General features: G+C 70.5%; 14 protein-coding genes. 7 read left to right on the top strand and 7 right to left on the bottom strand.

Annotation, left to right across the window (positions count from 1 at the left end):
• Positions 1-6: 6 nt before the first annotated feature.
• Positions 7-1131, bottom strand: a complete 1125-nt coding sequence (locus tag E4V01_RS04950) for a carboxylate-amine ligase (RefSeq protein WP_060771295.1) — start codon at positions 1129-1131, stop codon at positions 7-9.
• A gap of 241 nt (positions 1132-1372) precedes the next feature.
• On the opposite strand from E4V01_RS04950, the gene mutM reads away from it, so the two are divergent.
• The 4 genes from mutM to E4V01_RS04930 all read left to right on the top strand — a co-directional run bounded on the left by mutM (position 1373) and on the right by E4V01_RS04930 (position 4219).
• A complete protein-coding gene (gene mutM, locus E4V01_RS04945; protein WP_060771296.1) occupies positions 1373-2272 on the top strand; it encodes a bifunctional DNA-formamidopyrimidine glycosylase/DNA-(apurinic or apyrimidinic site) lyase in 900 nt (299 codons plus the stop codon).
• Between the two features lie 223 nt (positions 2273-2495).
• Positions 2496-2711, top strand: coding sequence for a hypothetical protein (locus E4V01_RS04940; RefSeq protein WP_135297584.1), 216 nt, complete (start codon positions 2496-2498; stop codon positions 2709-2711).
• Between the two features lie 145 nt (positions 2712-2856).
• Positions 2857-3321, top strand: coding sequence for an Rrf2 family transcriptional regulator (locus E4V01_RS04935; RefSeq protein WP_012255197.1), 465 nt, complete (start codon positions 2857-2859; stop codon positions 3319-3321).
• Positions 3311-4219: an NAD(P)/FAD-dependent oxidoreductase gene (locus tag E4V01_RS04930; RefSeq protein WP_135297583.1), complete on the top strand. Its 909-nt coding sequence runs from the start codon at positions 3311-3313 to the stop codon at positions 4217-4219. Before E4V01_RS04935 ends, E4V01_RS04930 begins: the two co-directional genes overlap by 11 nt.
• A 130-nt stretch (positions 4220-4349) precedes the next feature.
• Here the strand turns inward: E4V01_RS04930 and E4V01_RS04925 are convergent, their stop codons facing one another.
• The 5 genes from E4V01_RS04925 to uvrB form a co-directional block, all read right to left on the bottom strand.
• A complete protein-coding gene (locus E4V01_RS04925) occupies positions 4350-6701 on the bottom strand; it encodes a PAS domain-containing protein (RefSeq protein WP_135297582.1) in 2352 nt (783 codons plus the stop codon).
• 117 nt (positions 6702-6818) lie between these two features.
• Positions 6819-7547, bottom strand: a complete 729-nt coding sequence (locus tag E4V01_RS04920) for a glutathione S-transferase (protein ID WP_135297581.1) — start codon at positions 7545-7547, stop codon at positions 6819-6821.
• A gap of 227 nt (positions 7548-7774) precedes the next feature.
• A complete protein-coding gene (locus E4V01_RS04915) occupies positions 7775-8452 on the bottom strand; it encodes a YidB family protein (protein ID WP_135297580.1) in 678 nt (225 codons plus the stop codon).
• 89 nt (positions 8453-8541) lie between these two features.
• On the bottom strand, positions 8542-8853 hold the full coding sequence (locus E4V01_RS04910) for a hypothetical protein (protein WP_135297579.1): 312 nt from the start codon (positions 8851-8853) through the stop codon (positions 8542-8544).
• A 116-nt stretch (positions 8854-8969) separates the two neighbouring features.
• A complete protein-coding gene (gene uvrB, locus E4V01_RS04905; RefSeq protein WP_135297578.1) occupies positions 8970-11696 on the bottom strand; it encodes an excinuclease ABC subunit UvrB in 2727 nt (908 codons plus the stop codon).
• 122 nt (positions 11697-11818) lie between these two features.
• Here uvrB and E4V01_RS04900 point away from each other — a divergent pair, with 122 nt between their 5' ends.
• On the top strand, positions 11819-12067 hold the full coding sequence (locus E4V01_RS04900; protein ID WP_135297626.1) for a type II toxin-antitoxin system Phd/YefM family antitoxin: 249 nt from the start codon (positions 11819-11821) through the stop codon (positions 12065-12067).
• Between the two features lie 245 nt (positions 12068-12312).
• Here E4V01_RS04900 and E4V01_RS04890 read toward each other — a convergent pair whose 3' ends face one another.
• Positions 12313-13224 carry a LysR family transcriptional regulator gene (locus E4V01_RS04890; protein WP_135297577.1) on the bottom strand — a complete coding sequence of 304 codons (912 nt, stop codon included), beginning with the start codon at positions 13222-13224 and terminating at the stop codon, positions 12313-12315.
• Positions 13225-13346: 122 nt separating this feature from the next.
• Between E4V01_RS04890 and E4V01_RS04885 the strand changes: the two genes are divergently transcribed.
• On the top strand, positions 13347-13742 hold the full coding sequence (locus E4V01_RS04885; RefSeq protein ID WP_135297576.1) for a DoxX family protein: 396 nt from the start codon (positions 13347-13349) through the stop codon (positions 13740-13742).
• A gap of 25 nt (positions 13743-13767) precedes the next feature.
• Positions 13768-14250: a VOC family protein gene (locus E4V01_RS04880; RefSeq protein WP_060771309.1), complete on the top strand. Its 483-nt coding sequence runs from the start codon at positions 13768-13770 to the stop codon at positions 14248-14250.
• The last annotated feature ends 26 nt before the right edge of the window (positions 14251-14276 follow it).

The following is a 14276-nucleotide window of genomic DNA, read 5'->3' as shown; positions in this document are numbered from 1 at the left end:
CGTCCCTCACCCCGCCCGCGTGGTCTCGGCGAGCCAGTCCACCACCGCGTCGAGGGCCTGGCGGTTGCTGGTGTCGCCGCCGCGGGTGCCCTCGAACGCGGCGATCTGCCGGTCGGCACTGGTGCCTTCGCGCAGGATGCGGCGGGCGTCGGCCACCTCTTCGGTGCAGCCCAGGGCCTCGGCATCCTCCGCGATCAGCGAGAGCAGCGTGTCGAGGGCGGCGTCGAAGGGGAAGGCCTGCTCGGACGCCTCGTCGATCAGCTCGGCCTCGACCCCGCTGCGCTGGGCCCGCCACAGGTTCTCCGCCGCGATCGCCCGCGAGACGCCGGTGAGCCCGGCATTGATGTCGGGCCGGCGCTCGACCAGCCGCACGAGGCAGCGGAACAGGGCCGCCACCGCGATGGCGTCGGCGAGCCGGGTGCAGGAATCGGCGATGCGCAGTTCCAGCGTCGGGAACTTGATCGAGGGGCGCAGGGACCACCACAGGAAGCTCGCATCCTGGATCGAGCCGGCATTGGTCATGATGCGCACGTAGCGCGTGTAAGCCTCCGCATCGCCCATCAGGTCGGGCAGGCCGGTGCGCGGCAGTTCGCCGAAGGCGCTGAGGCGGTAGGCGGCGAGCCCCGTCGGCTTGCCCTGCCAGAACGGCGAGGAGGCGGAGAGGGCGAACAGCAGCGGCTGGAACGGCAGCAGCCGGTCCATCAGCGCGACGCGCCGGTCGGGGTCGGCGACCTCGACATGGACGTGCATGCCGCAGATCAGGCTGCGCCGCCCGGCGAGGCCCACGTCGCGCAGGATACCGCGATAGCGGTCGCCCTTGGTCGGCAATTGCCGCGCCCAGTCGGCGATGGGGTGTGTGCCGGCGGCGAAGACGAGGAGCCCGTGCTCGCGGCCCAGATCCGCCAAGGCCTGCCGCTGCTCCCGCAGCGCGGCGTGGGCGGCCGGGAACGCCGTGGAGGGCGGGGTGCAGACCTCGACCTGACATTGCAGCAGCTCGCGCCCGATCTCGGGCAGCCGCTCGCCGGCCGCCTGATGGAACGGCTTGACCGAGCGGCGCGGCGTGCCGCGGGTCTCGGCGTCGGCGAGGAAATACTCTTCCTCGATCCCGAACCGGTAGGGGTGGGCGCTCATGCCGTGCTGACTCCGACGACCGGCCGACCCGCTCTCACCGGAGGGGAGGCCGCTCCAGCCAGAGAGGCGCACCGAAAGGACCTTGGCCGGGAGCAAGCCGTGAGCCCCGAGAACGGTTCCCGGGGGAGGCCCGGCGGCCAGCGCGACACCTTGGCCGCCCGGCACGGGCCGGCGGGGCTCGCGCCGGGGGCGGGGAGGGCGCTACAGCTTTCTTTCCCGCCGCCGCTTCTCTCGCACGACCATGCCCGAACTGCCCGAAGTCGAGACCGTGCGCCGGGGGCTCGCCCCCGCGATGGTCGGGGCGCGCGTCGCCCGCGTCACCCTGCGTCGGCCGAACCTGCGCTTCCCCTTCCCCGAGCGCTTCGCCGAGCGGCTGGAGGGCACCACGGTGCTGGAACTGGCGCGCCGGGCCAAGTACCTCACGGCGCATCTCGATTCCGGCGAGAGCCTGATCCTGCATCTCGGCATGAGCGGGCGCTTCGATGTGCGCCTGCCCGACGGCTCGAACCTCTCGCCGGGCGACTTCTACCTCGAAGGGGCGCTCGGCACGCCCAAGCACGACCACGTGGTGATGGCCTTCGCCAACGGCGCCACCGTCACCTACAACGACGCCCGCCGCTTCGGCTTCATGGACCTCGTGGCCACGCGCGACCTCGAGACCTGCCGCCACTTCGCCAGCATGGGCGTCGAGCCCCTCTCCGACGCCCTCGACGCGCCCCGGCTCGCGCGCCTGTTCGCCAAAAAGATCACGCCGCTGAAGGCAGCACTCCTCGACCAGCGCCTGATCGCGGGTCTGGGCAACATCTATGTCTGCGAGGCGCTGCACCGCTCGGGCCTCCACCCGGCCTTGCCGGCAGGCGCGCTCGCCAAGCCCGACGGTTCGCCGGCACCAAAGGCGAAGACACTCGTCAAGGAGATCAAGGCGGTGCTGAGCGAGGCGGTGGCGGCCGGCGGCTCCACCTTGCGCGACTATGCCCGGCCGGACGGGGAGCGCGGCGCCTTCCAGCACGGCTTCCGCGTCTACGACCGGGTGGGCCATGCCTGCCCGACCAAGGGCTGTACGGGCCGGGTCGGCCGGATCGTGCAGGGCGGACGCTCGACCTTCTTCTGCGAAACCTGCCAGGTTTTGCCGGTCCGGTAAGGTCTGAACGGCGGGGCCTCCGATTTCATCCCGCTTATGTCGACCTGAAATTCGGCGCTCATCCCCCATTCTTTGGGTCACTGCCCACGCGAATGTTGAACGGTTCGGGGCCGCAACGCGTTCTCAGCTTTGCCACAGCACGGCAAAGACCGTCTGTGCCCTGTCCGATGCGCCGGCCGCCCGCGGCGGCGCGTGGAGGGGCCCAACGATACGGAGGAACACCATGCGCGCCATCAAGCTGATCCCGGTTCTCGGCCTGCTCGCCCTCGGCCTCGCAGCCTGCAAGGACGAGAAGAAGGACACCACGGGCACGACCACGCCTCCGGCCAACACCACGACCACCGCCCCCGCGACGCCGCCCGTAACCCCGCCGGCCGCCGGCCAGACCACGGCGCCGACCAACCCGCCCGCGACCAACAAGCCCGCCGGGCAGCCGTAGTTTTCAGGGGATTTCCGACGTCGCCCGGTCGGTGATCGGGCGGCATGACAGGAGGAAGGCTCGCCGGGAGGCGGGCCTTCTTGCGTTCGGGGCCTGCCGCTCGACGCGCTTGACAGCTGCCGTCTCATGAAACATGTAAAGTTACATGAGACGGGACAGCAAGCTTTCGGGCGTCCTCCACGTGCTTCTGCACATGGCCGAGATCGAGGGGCCGGTGACCTCCGAGTTCCTTGCCGGCGTGATGCAGACCAATCCCGTCGTGGTCCGTCGCATCATGGCGGGCCTGCGCGACCGGGGTTACGTCCGCTCGGAGAAGGGGCATGGCGGCGGCTGGCGGATCGCCTGCGATTTCGGGGCCGTCACCCTGCGCGACATCTACGACGCGCTCGGCGCCCCCGAAATCTTCGCCATGGGCAACCGGAGCGAGGCGCCCGGCTGCCTCGTCGAACAGGCGGTCAATGCCGCCATGGACGAGAGCTTCCGCGAGGCGGAGGCGCTTCTGATGGCGCAGCTCGGGCGGATCACGCTGGCCGCGCTCAGCGCCGACTTCCATGCCCGCCTCGCGGCGCGCGGCGGCGACTTCAACCTGGAGACGGCCCATGCGGTATGATGCGATCATCGTCGGCGGCAGCTTCGCCGGCCTCTCCGCGGCGCTCTACATCGCCCGAGGGCGCCGGAAGGTCTGCGTCGTCGATGCCGGCGCGCCCCGCAACCGGTTTGCCGCCGCCTCGCACGGCGTCTTCGCGCAGGACGGCGAGAATCCGCTGGCGATGATCGCGACGGCCCGCGCGCAACTCGCGGGCTACCCGAACGCCACCTTCGTCACGGGGGAGGCGGTGTCGGCGCGAGCCGCAGGCGACGGCTTTGCCGTCTCGCTGGCCGGGGGACAAAGCCTCGCCGCGTCCAAGCTTGTCCTCGCCTTCGGCATCAGCGATATCCTGCCCGATCTTCCCGGTCTGGCGGAGCGCTGGGGCGCGAGCGTGCTGCACTGCCCCTATTGCCACGGCTTCGAGTTTTCCGGGCGCGTCCTCGGCGTGCTGTCGGCCGGCGCCGTATCGGTCCATCAGGCCGAACTGGTCGCGGAATGGGGCCCGACCACGCTCTTCCTGAACGGAAGCCCGGCGCCCGATGCGGAGGTCTGCGCCCGGCTCGCCGCCCGCAACGTCGGAATCGAACCCGGGCCGATCCGGGCGCTTGCGGGCGAGGGGCGGGCCCTCTCGGCACTCGTCCTGGCGGATGGCCGGACGCTCCCGCTGGAGGCCCTCTTCGTCGGCCCCCGCTACCGCCTGAACAGCCCGCTCGCCGAACAACTCGGCTGCGCCGTGGACGAGGGCATGCTCGGACCGGTGATCCGCACCGACGCGATGAAGGAGACGACGGTTCCCGGTGTCTACGCGGCCGGGGACGCGGCACGGTCTCCGCACAGCGTGGCCTGGGCGTCCGCCGACGGCGTGACCGCCGGCGTGGCCCTGCATCAGACGCTGGTGTTTCCGCGCCTGGCCGCCTGACGAGCGCCGTTGCTTTCCGATCCCCTTTGCCTTGCGCCTCTCTCGCCCTTCCTCGCGGGCCGACGCGCTCGGTCGTTGATCCTGCATCATCTTTTTCCGAAAGCCGGCAACGGCCTTTCGGGAGGATGCTTCAGGACGGCACGGCCGCGTTCTTCACCCGCCGCCCCGCCATCTCCCGCAGCACCCGCCCCAGTTCCTGCGCCGAATACGGCTTCCTCAGCAGCTCGAACCCGTGCGCGTCGTCCTGCGCCAGGACGTGGCTGTAGCCGGAGGTGAGGACCACCGGCAGATCGGGGTAGCGCTCCCGCAGGATACGGGCGAGCGCGATGCCGCCCATGCCGGGCATCACGACGTCGGAAAAGACCGCCTCGAACGGCGTCTCGGTGCGTTCCAGCTCGACCAGGGCCGCCTCGGCGTTCTCGGCCCAGACCGGCTGGTGGCCGAGTTCTTCCAGGATCTGGGTGCAGAAGCGGCCGACTTCGAGGTTGTCCTCGACCACGAGAATCCGCAGATGCGCCTCGGCATCCGCATCCGGCCTCGGCCGGGCGGGGGCGGGGGCTTCGAGGGGGGCGGCGACCTCGGGCAGGTAGAGGGTGAAGGTGGTGCCCTCGCCCGCGCGGCTCCACACGTCCACGTCCCCGCCCGATTGCTTGGCAAAGCCGATCACCTGGGAAAGGCCGAGCCCCGTGCCCCGGCCGACCTCCTTGGTGGTGAAGAACGGCTCGAAGATGCGGGAGAGGTCGGGGGTGGCGATCCCGGTGCCGGTGTCGACGACCGAGACCGCGACGAAGGGTCCGGCCGCGCCGGCATGGCCGCGGATCGGCGGCATCGGGACGGCGCCGTCGAGGCGCAGGGTCAGGCGGCCCTCGCCGTCCATGGCATCGCGGGCGTTGACCGCCATGTTGACCAGGGCCGTCTCGAACTGGCTCGCATCGGCGCGCACGAAGCAGGGCGCGCCGGGCAGATCGGTCACCACGCGGATGCGCGCGCCGGTCACCGAATCGAGCATCTCCGAGATGCTGCGCAGCCGCTCGCCGACATCGAAGGTCTCGGGCTTGAGCGCCTGCCGCCGGGCGAAGGCCAGGAGTTGACCCGTCAGCTTCGCCGCCCGGTCCACCGTGTCGGAGACCGCGTCGAGGTAGCGGCGCTTGCGCTCGGGCGCGAGGTCGGGCCGGCGCAGGAACTCGACCGAGGAGCGGATGATGGTGAGCAGGTTGTTGAAGTCGTGGGCCACGCCCCCGGTGAGCTGGCCCACCGCCTCCAGCTTCTGCGACTGGCGCAGAGCCTCCTCGGCGTGGCGCTGCTCGGTGATGTCGCGGCCGAAGCCGTAGAGCAGGCCGTCGGCCGGCACGATGGTCCACAGCACCCGGCAGGTGCCGCCGTCCTTGGTCAGGCAGGTCAGTTCGAGATCGGTCGAGGCGCCGGCCGCGAGCCGTTCCAGCGCCGCTTCGGCGGCGGCGCGCTCCTCGGGCGCGAAGAAGTTGGGCACGTGGCGGCCCACCGTCTCGGCCGGCGACCAGCCCAGCGTCCGGCTCCACGAGGGGTTCACCGCCTCGATCCGCCCGTCGGGGGTGGCCACGACCTTGAGGACCGGCGAGAGCGTCCAGACGCGGTCGCGGTCGCGCCGTTGCGCCACCACCTCCGCCTCCAGGTCGGCCGCCTTGGAATGGAGCAGGTGCTCCACGCGTCGCCGGGCCGTGATGTCCTGGAACAGCACCGCGACCTGTCGGCGCGACGGCGGCTCGATGCGGAAGGCGGCGAGTTCGAGGTAGCGCCCGGTGGCGACCAGTTCGCGCTGGAAGCGGATCGGCCGGCCGGTGCGCAGGACGTCGCCGTAGAGCGCGAGCCAGCCGTCGGCCTCGTCGCCGACGATCTCGCGCAGGCGTTTGCCCGCCACCTCCTCGATGCCGGAATGCTGCGCGTAAGCACGGTTGGCGGTGACGTGGACGTAATCGCTCAGGGGGCCGTGCGGGCCATCGATGAACTCGATGACGGAGTAACCCTCGTCCATCTGCTCGAACAGCGTGCGGTAGTGCTGCTCGCTCTCGGCCAGCGCCGTGCCCTGGGCCCGCTGCTCGGTCACGTCCCGCACCACGCCTGCGAGCCGCAGGGCCGCGCCGTCCGCATCGCGCTCGATCTCGAGGGTGCGGGCAATCCAGCGCGACGCCCCCGTCCGGGAATCGCGGACGCGGTAGACCGCCTCCTCGGACGACGCCCCCGAGGGGATCGCCATGTCCTCCGCCGGGAAGCGCTCGGCGAGGGCGGCGAGGGCGTATCGCTCACGCACCTCCAGGCCGTGCAGGCGGCAGAAGGCGGGGCTCGGATGCAGCACGCTCTCGCGCAGGTCCAGGGTGAAGACACCGATCCCGGCGGCATCCTGCACGCGGGCGAGTTGATCCTGCGCCGCCCGCAACGGCTCCACGATCCGAAAGCGCGCCGATTCGGCGTCGGATGGCACGGGAGAGGGAAGACTTTCGGTCATGTTCACGAGGGCACATGTAGCACGCCGCCAGCAGGCACAAGCGCGACTGTTTGGCTAAAACGGCCTTCATCGCTCCGCCCCGGTGCCGTGACCGGCACTGGCATGCACGCGGGCAGTTTAGCCGACATCGAGTTCCGGATAGTGCCGGAAGATACCCTCTTCGTTGAAGGGGAGGCAGCGCTCGCTGGCACGGTAGGCCGCGATGCGCGGCAGCCGCCCGATCCGCTCCGCGTGGGCGACGACATGCGGCGTCTGCGCCAGCGCCCGGGCCGCGCCTCTCGGAAAGGCGTAGCGCAGACCTTCCACGAGCTGGAACAGAGAGGTGTCGGCGTAGCTCACCGCGCTGCCCACCAGATGCTCCGGCCCCGCCGGGTTGCGGGCGAGCACGCGCTCGAACCAGTCCAGGAATTTCGGGATGCGGTTCGCGCAGAAATCCTCGGCGCGGCGGCGCGCCTCCGGCCGCTGATCCTCGTAATACAGGCCGACGCCGACCGGGTGATGGGTGTCGTGCGCCTCCGCCACCATGTCGGCGATCGTGAGCTGGATCTGGTGCGTCCAGATCCGGTCGGCCTCGTCCGCCCCGACGAGGCCGAGGCGCGGCCCGAGATAGAGCAGGATCGCCGCGGTCTGGCCGATCACGCGGTCGCCGTCCTTGAGGAAGGGCGGGGCGAAGGGCGGGCGGATCGGCTCGTCCTCCAGGCGGTCCATCATCGCCGCGATGCCGCCGCCCTCCTCCTCGGGTTGGCGGGCGACATCGATGTACTCCGCCCCGGCCGCTTCGAGGGCGAGCCGCACGAATTCGCCGCGGCCGGGGATCATCGGCCAGTAGTGCAGCTCGTAGGCCATGGCGGATTCCTTACCGAGAGCGCCTTGCGACGAAGTGGTCACCGGTTCGTCGAAAGAAGGCGCGTCAAAACAAGGGGCTCGAGACGCCGGCCTGATGCCATCAGGTCGGATACGGCTCCAGAGCATCGTCCCGAAAGGTGGTTGCCGGCTTTCGGAAAAAAGATGATGCGAAAACAACACCCTCAAGCATCGTCCTGGATCAGCATCCAGGACGATGCTTTAGGGTCTTACCAGCCGCCGCGCTCCTCGCGGCTCGGCGCCCGGCCCTGGGGCGTCAGCGCGTCGATCACGCCGGGGAGGGCCTGCGCCAGTTGCGCGAGCAGATCCTCGCGCGGCAGGCCGGTCTCGCGGCTCAAGCTGTCGAGAGTGCCCGGTCCCAGGGCCTCGGCGAGGCGGTTCGGCGCGATCTCGCGGTTGGGACCGTGGCCGATCCACGAGCCGATCACGTCGCCCAGCCCGCTCCGCTCGAAGCCCTCGATCAAGCCGTCGAGCCCGTGGGAGGCCGCGCCGCTGCCGTCATCCGGCTCACGGTCGAGTTCGGCATAGGGGCCTCCACCGGGCGAACGGCTGCCGGAGGCACCCTCGCCGGGTCCGTCGAGCATGCCGGCGAGGTCGCCGAAATCGCCGCCGAGGTCGTTGCCGGCCTCGCTTCCCTGAGCCGGCGGCCCACTGCGGCGGCCCTGGTTGAACCCGCCGAGATCGCCGTCGTCGGAGCCCGGGCCGGGAAGGGATCGGCCGCCGGATTCCGGTGATCCGCGGCCGAGGATGTCGCCGAGGGCGCCCCCGCCCTTGGCGAGCAGCAGCATGAGGAGCGCTTTCACCACCGGCGAGGCCAGCGCCCCGCCGCGTCCGCCCCCCAAGACCTGTCCGACGACTCCGCCGATGACCTGATCGAGCAGCCCCATGCGTTTCCTCCCGCCGGTTCACGCCGCCCTCCACGCCCCGTGTGGCGGCCGTGCCGGTCCAACGGCGAATGCGGGGATGGGGTTGCCGATCAGTTCTCGTGGCTCGAGCGGAACGGCTTCGAGAGGTGATCGGACGGGTTGGTGCGCACGGTCTTTCCGCTCTTGCCTTCCGGCACCACCGCGGTCGAGGAGCGGATCGCATTCGGGGGCGAGACCTCGCCGGTCGGCCGCTCGGCGGAGCGGTCGTTGCCGCGCAAAGTACCGGTGCCGGAGGGCAGGGTGCCGGCGGTGGGCTGATCGTTGGGGTTGGCCGCGCTCTGGGCCCGTGCCGGCGCCGACAGGATCAGGCTGCCGAGGAGGGCACCCAGGGCGGCCCGGCTGAGGGGTTGGAGGGATCGCATCGGTCGGCTCCATCACGCTTGGCGCCGCAGAGCGGGTTCGCAGCGGAGCCGCCCGGCGGTGGCAGGATCTGAAGGGCCAATCGCAGGCGACGGCCGAGGTTCCGCGTTCGGCCGCCTCAGCCCCGCTTGCGCCCGCCGCCGCCCTTGTAGCGGGGCTTCTGGCCGCCGAGCCCTTGCGTCGAGCGCGCCTTGGGCCGTTCCTGCCAGGGCACGGCGTCGGCCGGGAGTTCGCGGTCGGTGCCGGGGCCCATATTGTCGAGGGTCGGCTTCGAGATGCGGCTGCCCTTCTGCCCGTAGCGCCCGGCCTCCCGCTCGATGTCGCCCTGACGGGCCATGGGATCGTCGGAGACCATGAGTTCGGTCGCCTGGAGGCGTTTGAGCTCGTCGCGAAGCCGGGCCGCCTCCTCGAAGTCGAGATCGGCAGCGGCGGCGCGCATCCGCTTCTCGAGGTCGGCCATGACCGCCTTGAGGTTGTGGCCGACGGTGATCGCGTCCTTGGCCAGCCCCGTATCGACGCGGACGTGGTCGCGCTCGTAGACGCTCTCGAGGATGTCGCTGATGCCGCGTTTGACCGATTGCGGCGTGATGCCGTGCTCCTCGTTGTAGGCGAGCTGCTTCTGGCGGCGGCGCTCGGTCTCGGCCATCGCCCGCTCCATCGAGCCGGTGATGTTGTCCGCGTAGAGGATGCAGCGGGCATCCGCATTGCGGGCGGCGCGGCCGATGGTCTGGATCAGCGAGGTCTCGGACCGCAGAAACCCTTCCTTGTCGGCATCGAGGATGGCGACCAGCGCGCATTCGGGGATGTCGAGGCCCTCGCGCAGCAGGTTGATGCCGATGAGGACATCAAACGCACCCAGCCTCAAGTCGCGGATAATCTCGATGCGCTCCAGGGTGTCGATATCGGAGTGCATGTAGCGCACCCGCACCGAGTTCTCGTGCAGGTATTCGGTGAGATCCTCGGCCATGCGCTTGGTCAGCGTCGTCACCAGGGTGCGGTAGCCGGCCTGGGCGACTTCGCGGACCTCGCCCAGCAGGTCGTCGACCTGGGAGCGGGCCGGACGGATCTCGATCACCGGATCGACGAGGCCGGTGGGGCGGATCACCTGTTCGGCGAAGACGCCGGCCGTGCGCTCCATCTCCCACTTGGCCGGGGTTGCCGAGACGTGGACCGATTGCGGGCGCATCGCGTCCCATTCCTCGAACCGCAGCGGGCGGTTGTCGAGGCAGGAGGGCAGGCGGAAGCCGTACTCGGCCAGCGTCGCCTTGCGGCGGAAGTCGCCCTTGTACATGCCGCCGATCTGCGGAACCGTGACGTGGCTCTCGTCGGTGAAGACCAGGGCGTTGTCGGGCAGGTACTCGAACAGGGTCGGCGGCGGCTCGCCGGGCTTGCGGCCGGTGAGGTAGCGCGAATAGTTCTCGATGCCGTTGCAGGCGCCGGTCGCCTCGATCATCTCGATATCGAAGGTGCAGCGCTGCTCCAGCCGCTGCGCTTCGATCAGGCGGCCCATCCGGGTCAGCTCCTCGACGCGCTGCTTGAGCTCGGTCTTGATGCCCTTGATCGCCTGCTGGAGGGTCGGGCGCGGCGTGACGTAGTGCGAGTTCGCGTAGACTTTGATGAACTTCAGCTCGTTGAGCTTCTTGCCGGTCAGCGGATCGAACTCGACGATGGATTCGATCTCGTCGCCGAACAGGCCGATGCGCCAGCCGCGATCCTCCAAGTGGGCCGGCCAGAGTTCGATCACGTCGCCGCGCACCCGGAAGGTGCCGCGGGCGAAGTCCGACTGGATGCGCTTGTACTGAAGGGCCACGAGATCGGCGATGAGCTGGCGTTGCTCGATCCGCTCGCCGAGCGAGACGGTGAACGACATCGCCGTGTAGGTCTCGACCGAGCCGATGCCGTAGATGCACGAGACCGAGGCGACGATGATGACGTCGTCCCGCTCCAGGAGGGCGCGGGTGGCCGAGTGGCGCATCCGGTCGATCTGCTCGTTGATCGAGCTTTCCTTCTCGATGAAGGTGTCGGACCGGGGCACGTAGGCCTCGGGCTGGTAATAGTCGTAATACGAGACGAAGTACTCGACCGCGTTGTCCGGAAAGAAGCTCTTGAACTCGCCGTAGAGCTGCGCCGCCAACGTCTTGTTGGGTGCCAGGATCAGGGCCGGGCGCTGCGTCTCCTCGATGACCTTGGCCATCGTGAAGGTCTTGCCGGAGCCCGTGACGCCGAGCAGCACCTGATCACGCTCGGACGCCTTCACGCCCTCGACCAGGGCGGCGATGGCGGTGGGCTGGTCGCCGGCGGGCGTGAACTCGGATTTCAGCGTGAACGTCACGCCGCCCTCGGACTTCGCCGGTCGCTCGGGCCGGTGCGGCACCCAGGCCTCGCCGTTCTTGAACAGCGGGTTGCCCTCGACGAGCAGCCGCTCCAGCGCCTCGACCGTGGCCGAGACGCCCTCGGTGGCGAGCGAGGGCGCCTCGTCCTGTGGCGCGGCTTCGGGCGCCGGGCCGTCGTCGGGTGGGACGAGGCCGAGCGCCTGGGCCAGCCGCGGATCGACATCGGCCGCGTCGCCGATGGCGAAGCCCGCCTGGGGCGCCTCGGCGAGGCCGTCCTGGGCGATTTTCCTGTAGGCCTTCGCCTCGCCCTTCTGTCCGCGCCCCTTCCGGGGCGGCTCCGGCACGGGCTCGACCGCCTTCAGGCGGTTGCGGTTGAGGGCCGGGTTGAGCAGCGCGGCGAGATGCTCGTCGAGCGGCATCAGCTCGGGCCGGTCGGCCTTCGCCGTCGTCTTCGAGGTCGCCTTGGCAGGCGCTTTGGCCGGGCTCACGCGCGGTGTCTTGGATGCGGGCATGGCGGCAATATGGGCCCGTCGGGCGGTCTCAGGAAGAGTTCGGACGGCCCGATCTTGCCGGAGCTTGCGGCCGTTTTGGGCCCGGACTGGCTTCGGCGCGTTTTCACATCTGGGAGACCGTCATGAAAACGGTCAGCCTCCGCGAGCCCGAGGCGGATCTGTCGCGGCTGATCGAGGCGGCGTCGCGCGGCGAGCCGTTCGTGATCGCCGAAAATGGCCGGCCCCTGGTCCGGGTCGTGCCCGCGGAAGCCGAGCCGCCGCGGACGCGACGCCGCGGTTTCCTCGCCGGGCAGATCTCGGTGCCGGACGATTTCGACACGATGTTTCAGGACGAGATCATCCGGTTGTTCGAGGGCGAAGAGGACAAGTGAGGCTCCTCCGCGACGCCACCTGCCGATCTGGGTTGCGGAGGGATCTGCTCGGCATCGAGAGCGGGTGCGAGGAGCTGCCCGTTCTCGGAAGGCACGCCGTTGCGGTGGCGGGACTTCCCCTCATCCACAAGGACCCGTTCGACCGGCGCCTCGTCGCTCGGGCGACCGTGGAAGGCATCACGCTCCTGACTTCCGGCGCCCTCGTTGCCCGCGATCCCGGTCCGCTTCGGCGTGTCCGATCGCCCTCACCGCCGCATCGCCTCCGGCAGATCCCGCTCCCAGGCGGGCTCGCCCGCGAACCGGTGCGCCAGAAACTCCACGAAGGCGCGCGTCTTGGCCGGGCGCCGGCCCGGCGGCATCAGGGCATGGATCGGCAGGACCGGGGAGGGGGCGCCAAAATCGAGGAGGACGAGCGTACCCGCCCGCAGGGCCTGCGCCAGCAGAAAGGTCGGCTGGTAGATCAGCCCGAGGCCGGCCACGGCCGCGGCCGTCAGGGCGGCGCCGTTCGGCGCCCGCAGGTTGCCGGAGACCGGGTAGGCCCGCTCGCCGAAGCGCCAGCCGCTGGAATCCGACAGGGTATAGCCCAGGCAATTGTGGTTCTTCAGCTCCTCGGGCCGGCGCGGCGTGCCGTGCCGCTCGAAATAGGCGGGCGCGCCGCAGGCCACGAGGCGGCTGGATGTGAGGCGCCGGGCGATCAGCCCCGAATCGGCGAGGGTCCCGATCCGCACGGCGAGATCCCACCCCTCCTCGATCAGGTCGACCCGCCGGTCGTTGAGGCCGAGTTCGATCGTCAGTGCCGGGTGCGCGGCGGAGAACGCCGCGAGCGCCGGGGCGATCTCCCGCACGCCGAAGGAGAGCGGCACGTTGAGCCGCAGGGTGCCGTGGGCCTCGACCCCTTCGGCGCCGACCGCCGCCTCCGCGTCGTCGATCTCGGCGAGAATGCGCTCGCAGGCCTCAAGATAGGTCCGGCCGGTTTCGGTGAGCGTCAGGCGGCGGGTCGTCCGGTGCAGGAGCCGCGTGCCGAGCCGCGCCTCCAGGGCGGCGACGTGCTTGGTCACCCCGGTCTGCGAGAGGCCGAGCGCCCGCCCGGCGGCCGAGAAGCTGCCGAGTGCGGCGACGCGGCAGAAGACCTGCATTCCCGTCACGCGGTCGAGCACGACGACCTCACTCTATCAGAGTGAGGTGAATGGCAGCGAACGCGGATTATCGCAAGCGCGCAGGAAAGGCATGGTCCGGCCACCGCGAAAGGCCGCGACCGCGGCGCACCTTCGAGACGTTCATGACCGACGCCCGCACTGCCCCCTACGCCGCCCTGCTGCTGCGACTCACCCTCGGCGGCCTGTTCCTGGCCCATGCCGGGCTGAAGCTGTTCGTGTTCACGCCCGCGGGCACCGCCGCCTTCTTCGGATCGCTCGGCCTGCCGCCCGCGTTCGGCTACGTGGTGATCGCCGCGGAAGCCGTCGGCGGCCTTGCCCTGATCCTCGGCCTCTACGCCCGCTTCGTCGCCCTGGCCCTGGTCCCGATCCTGATCGGCGCTATCGTCACCGTGCACGGGGCCAACGGCTTCTTCGCGCAGAATCCGGGCGGCGGCTGGGAATTCGCCGGCTTCTGGGCGGTGATGCTGCTGGTTCAGGCCGGGCTCGGCGACGGCGCCTACGCCCTGCGGCGGGCGTGAGACGGAGCGCATCAGGAGAGGGACCATGAGTGAACCGATCCATCCCGGCACCCGCATCGGCCACGTTCACCTCAAGGTGGCCGATCTCGATCGGGCCCTGGGCTTCTATTGCGGCGTGCTCGGCTTCGCTCTGATGCAGCGCTTCGGTGCCCAAGCCGCCTTCGTCTCGGCCGGCGGCTATCACCACCATATCGGCCTCAACACCTGGGAGAGCGCGGGCGGCCCTCCGCCACCGCCCGGCACGACCGGGCTCTACCACCTCGCGATCCTCTACCCGACCCGGGCGGCCCTGGCCGATGCCCTGCGCCGGGTCGAGGCGGCCGGCCTCCCCCTCGACGGAGCCAGCGACCACGGCGTGTCCGAGGCGCTCTACCTGCGCGATCCCGACGGGAACGGGGTCGAATTGTACCGCGACCGCCCGGAGGCCGAGTGGCCGCGGGACGGGAAGGGCGATCTCACCATGGTCACTCGCCGGCTCGACCTCGCGGGCCTGCGGGCGGAAGCCTGACGTTTCTCCGCTTGACGGCTCTGCAC

Origin of the sequence: Methylorubrum sp. Q1, assembly GCF_004683995.1 — a bacterium.
Lineage (GTDB): Bacteria > Pseudomonadota > Alphaproteobacteria > Rhizobiales > Beijerinckiaceae > Methylobacterium.
Note: the sequence above shows the minus strand (reverse complement) of the source record. Positions and strands in the feature narration are given on the sequence as shown.

Bases quoted from the DNA above. Each gene is read 5' to 3' on its own strand.
- E4V01_RS04950 (WP_060771295.1), bottom strand. From the start codon at position 1,131: ATGAGCGCCCACCCCTACCGGTTCGGGATCGAGGAAGAGTATTTCCTC.
- mutM (WP_060771296.1), top strand. From the start codon at position 1,373: ATGCCCGAACTGCCCGAAGTCGAGACCGTGCGCCGGGGGCTCGCCCCC.
- E4V01_RS04940 (WP_135297584.1), top strand. From the start codon at position 2,496: ATGCGCGCCATCAAGCTGATCCCGGTTCTCGGCCTGCTCGCCCTCGGC.
- E4V01_RS04935 (WP_012255197.1), top strand. From the start codon at position 2,857: ATGAGACGGGACAGCAAGCTTTCGGGCGTCCTCCACGTGCTTCTGCAC.
- E4V01_RS04930 (WP_135297583.1), top strand. From the start codon at position 3,311: ATGCGGTATGATGCGATCATCGTCGGCGGCAGCTTCGCCGGCCTCTCC.
- E4V01_RS04925 (WP_135297582.1), bottom strand. From the start codon at position 6,701: ATGACCGAAAGTCTTCCCTCTCCCGTGCCATCCGACGCCGAATCGGCG.
- E4V01_RS04920 (WP_135297581.1), bottom strand. From the start codon at position 7,547: ATGGCCTACGAGCTGCACTACTGGCCGATGATCCCCGGCCGCGGCGAA.
- E4V01_RS04915 (WP_135297580.1), bottom strand. From the start codon at position 8,452: ATGGGGCTGCTCGATCAGGTCATCGGCGGAGTCGTCGGACAGGTCTTG.
- E4V01_RS04910 (WP_135297579.1), bottom strand. From the start codon at position 8,853: ATGCGATCCCTCCAACCCCTCAGCCGGGCCGCCCTGGGTGCCCTCCTC.
- uvrB (WP_135297578.1), bottom strand. From the start codon at position 11,696: ATGCCCGCATCCAAGACACCGCGCGTGAGCCCGGCCAAAGCGCCTGCC.
- E4V01_RS04900 (WP_135297626.1), top strand. From the start codon at position 11,819: ATGAAAACGGTCAGCCTCCGCGAGCCCGAGGCGGATCTGTCGCGGCTG.
- E4V01_RS04885 (WP_135297576.1), top strand. From the start codon at position 13,347: ATGACCGACGCCCGCACTGCCCCCTACGCCGCCCTGCTGCTGCGACTC.
- E4V01_RS04880 (WP_060771309.1), top strand. From the start codon at position 13,768: ATGAGTGAACCGATCCATCCCGGCACCCGCATCGGCCACGTTCACCTC.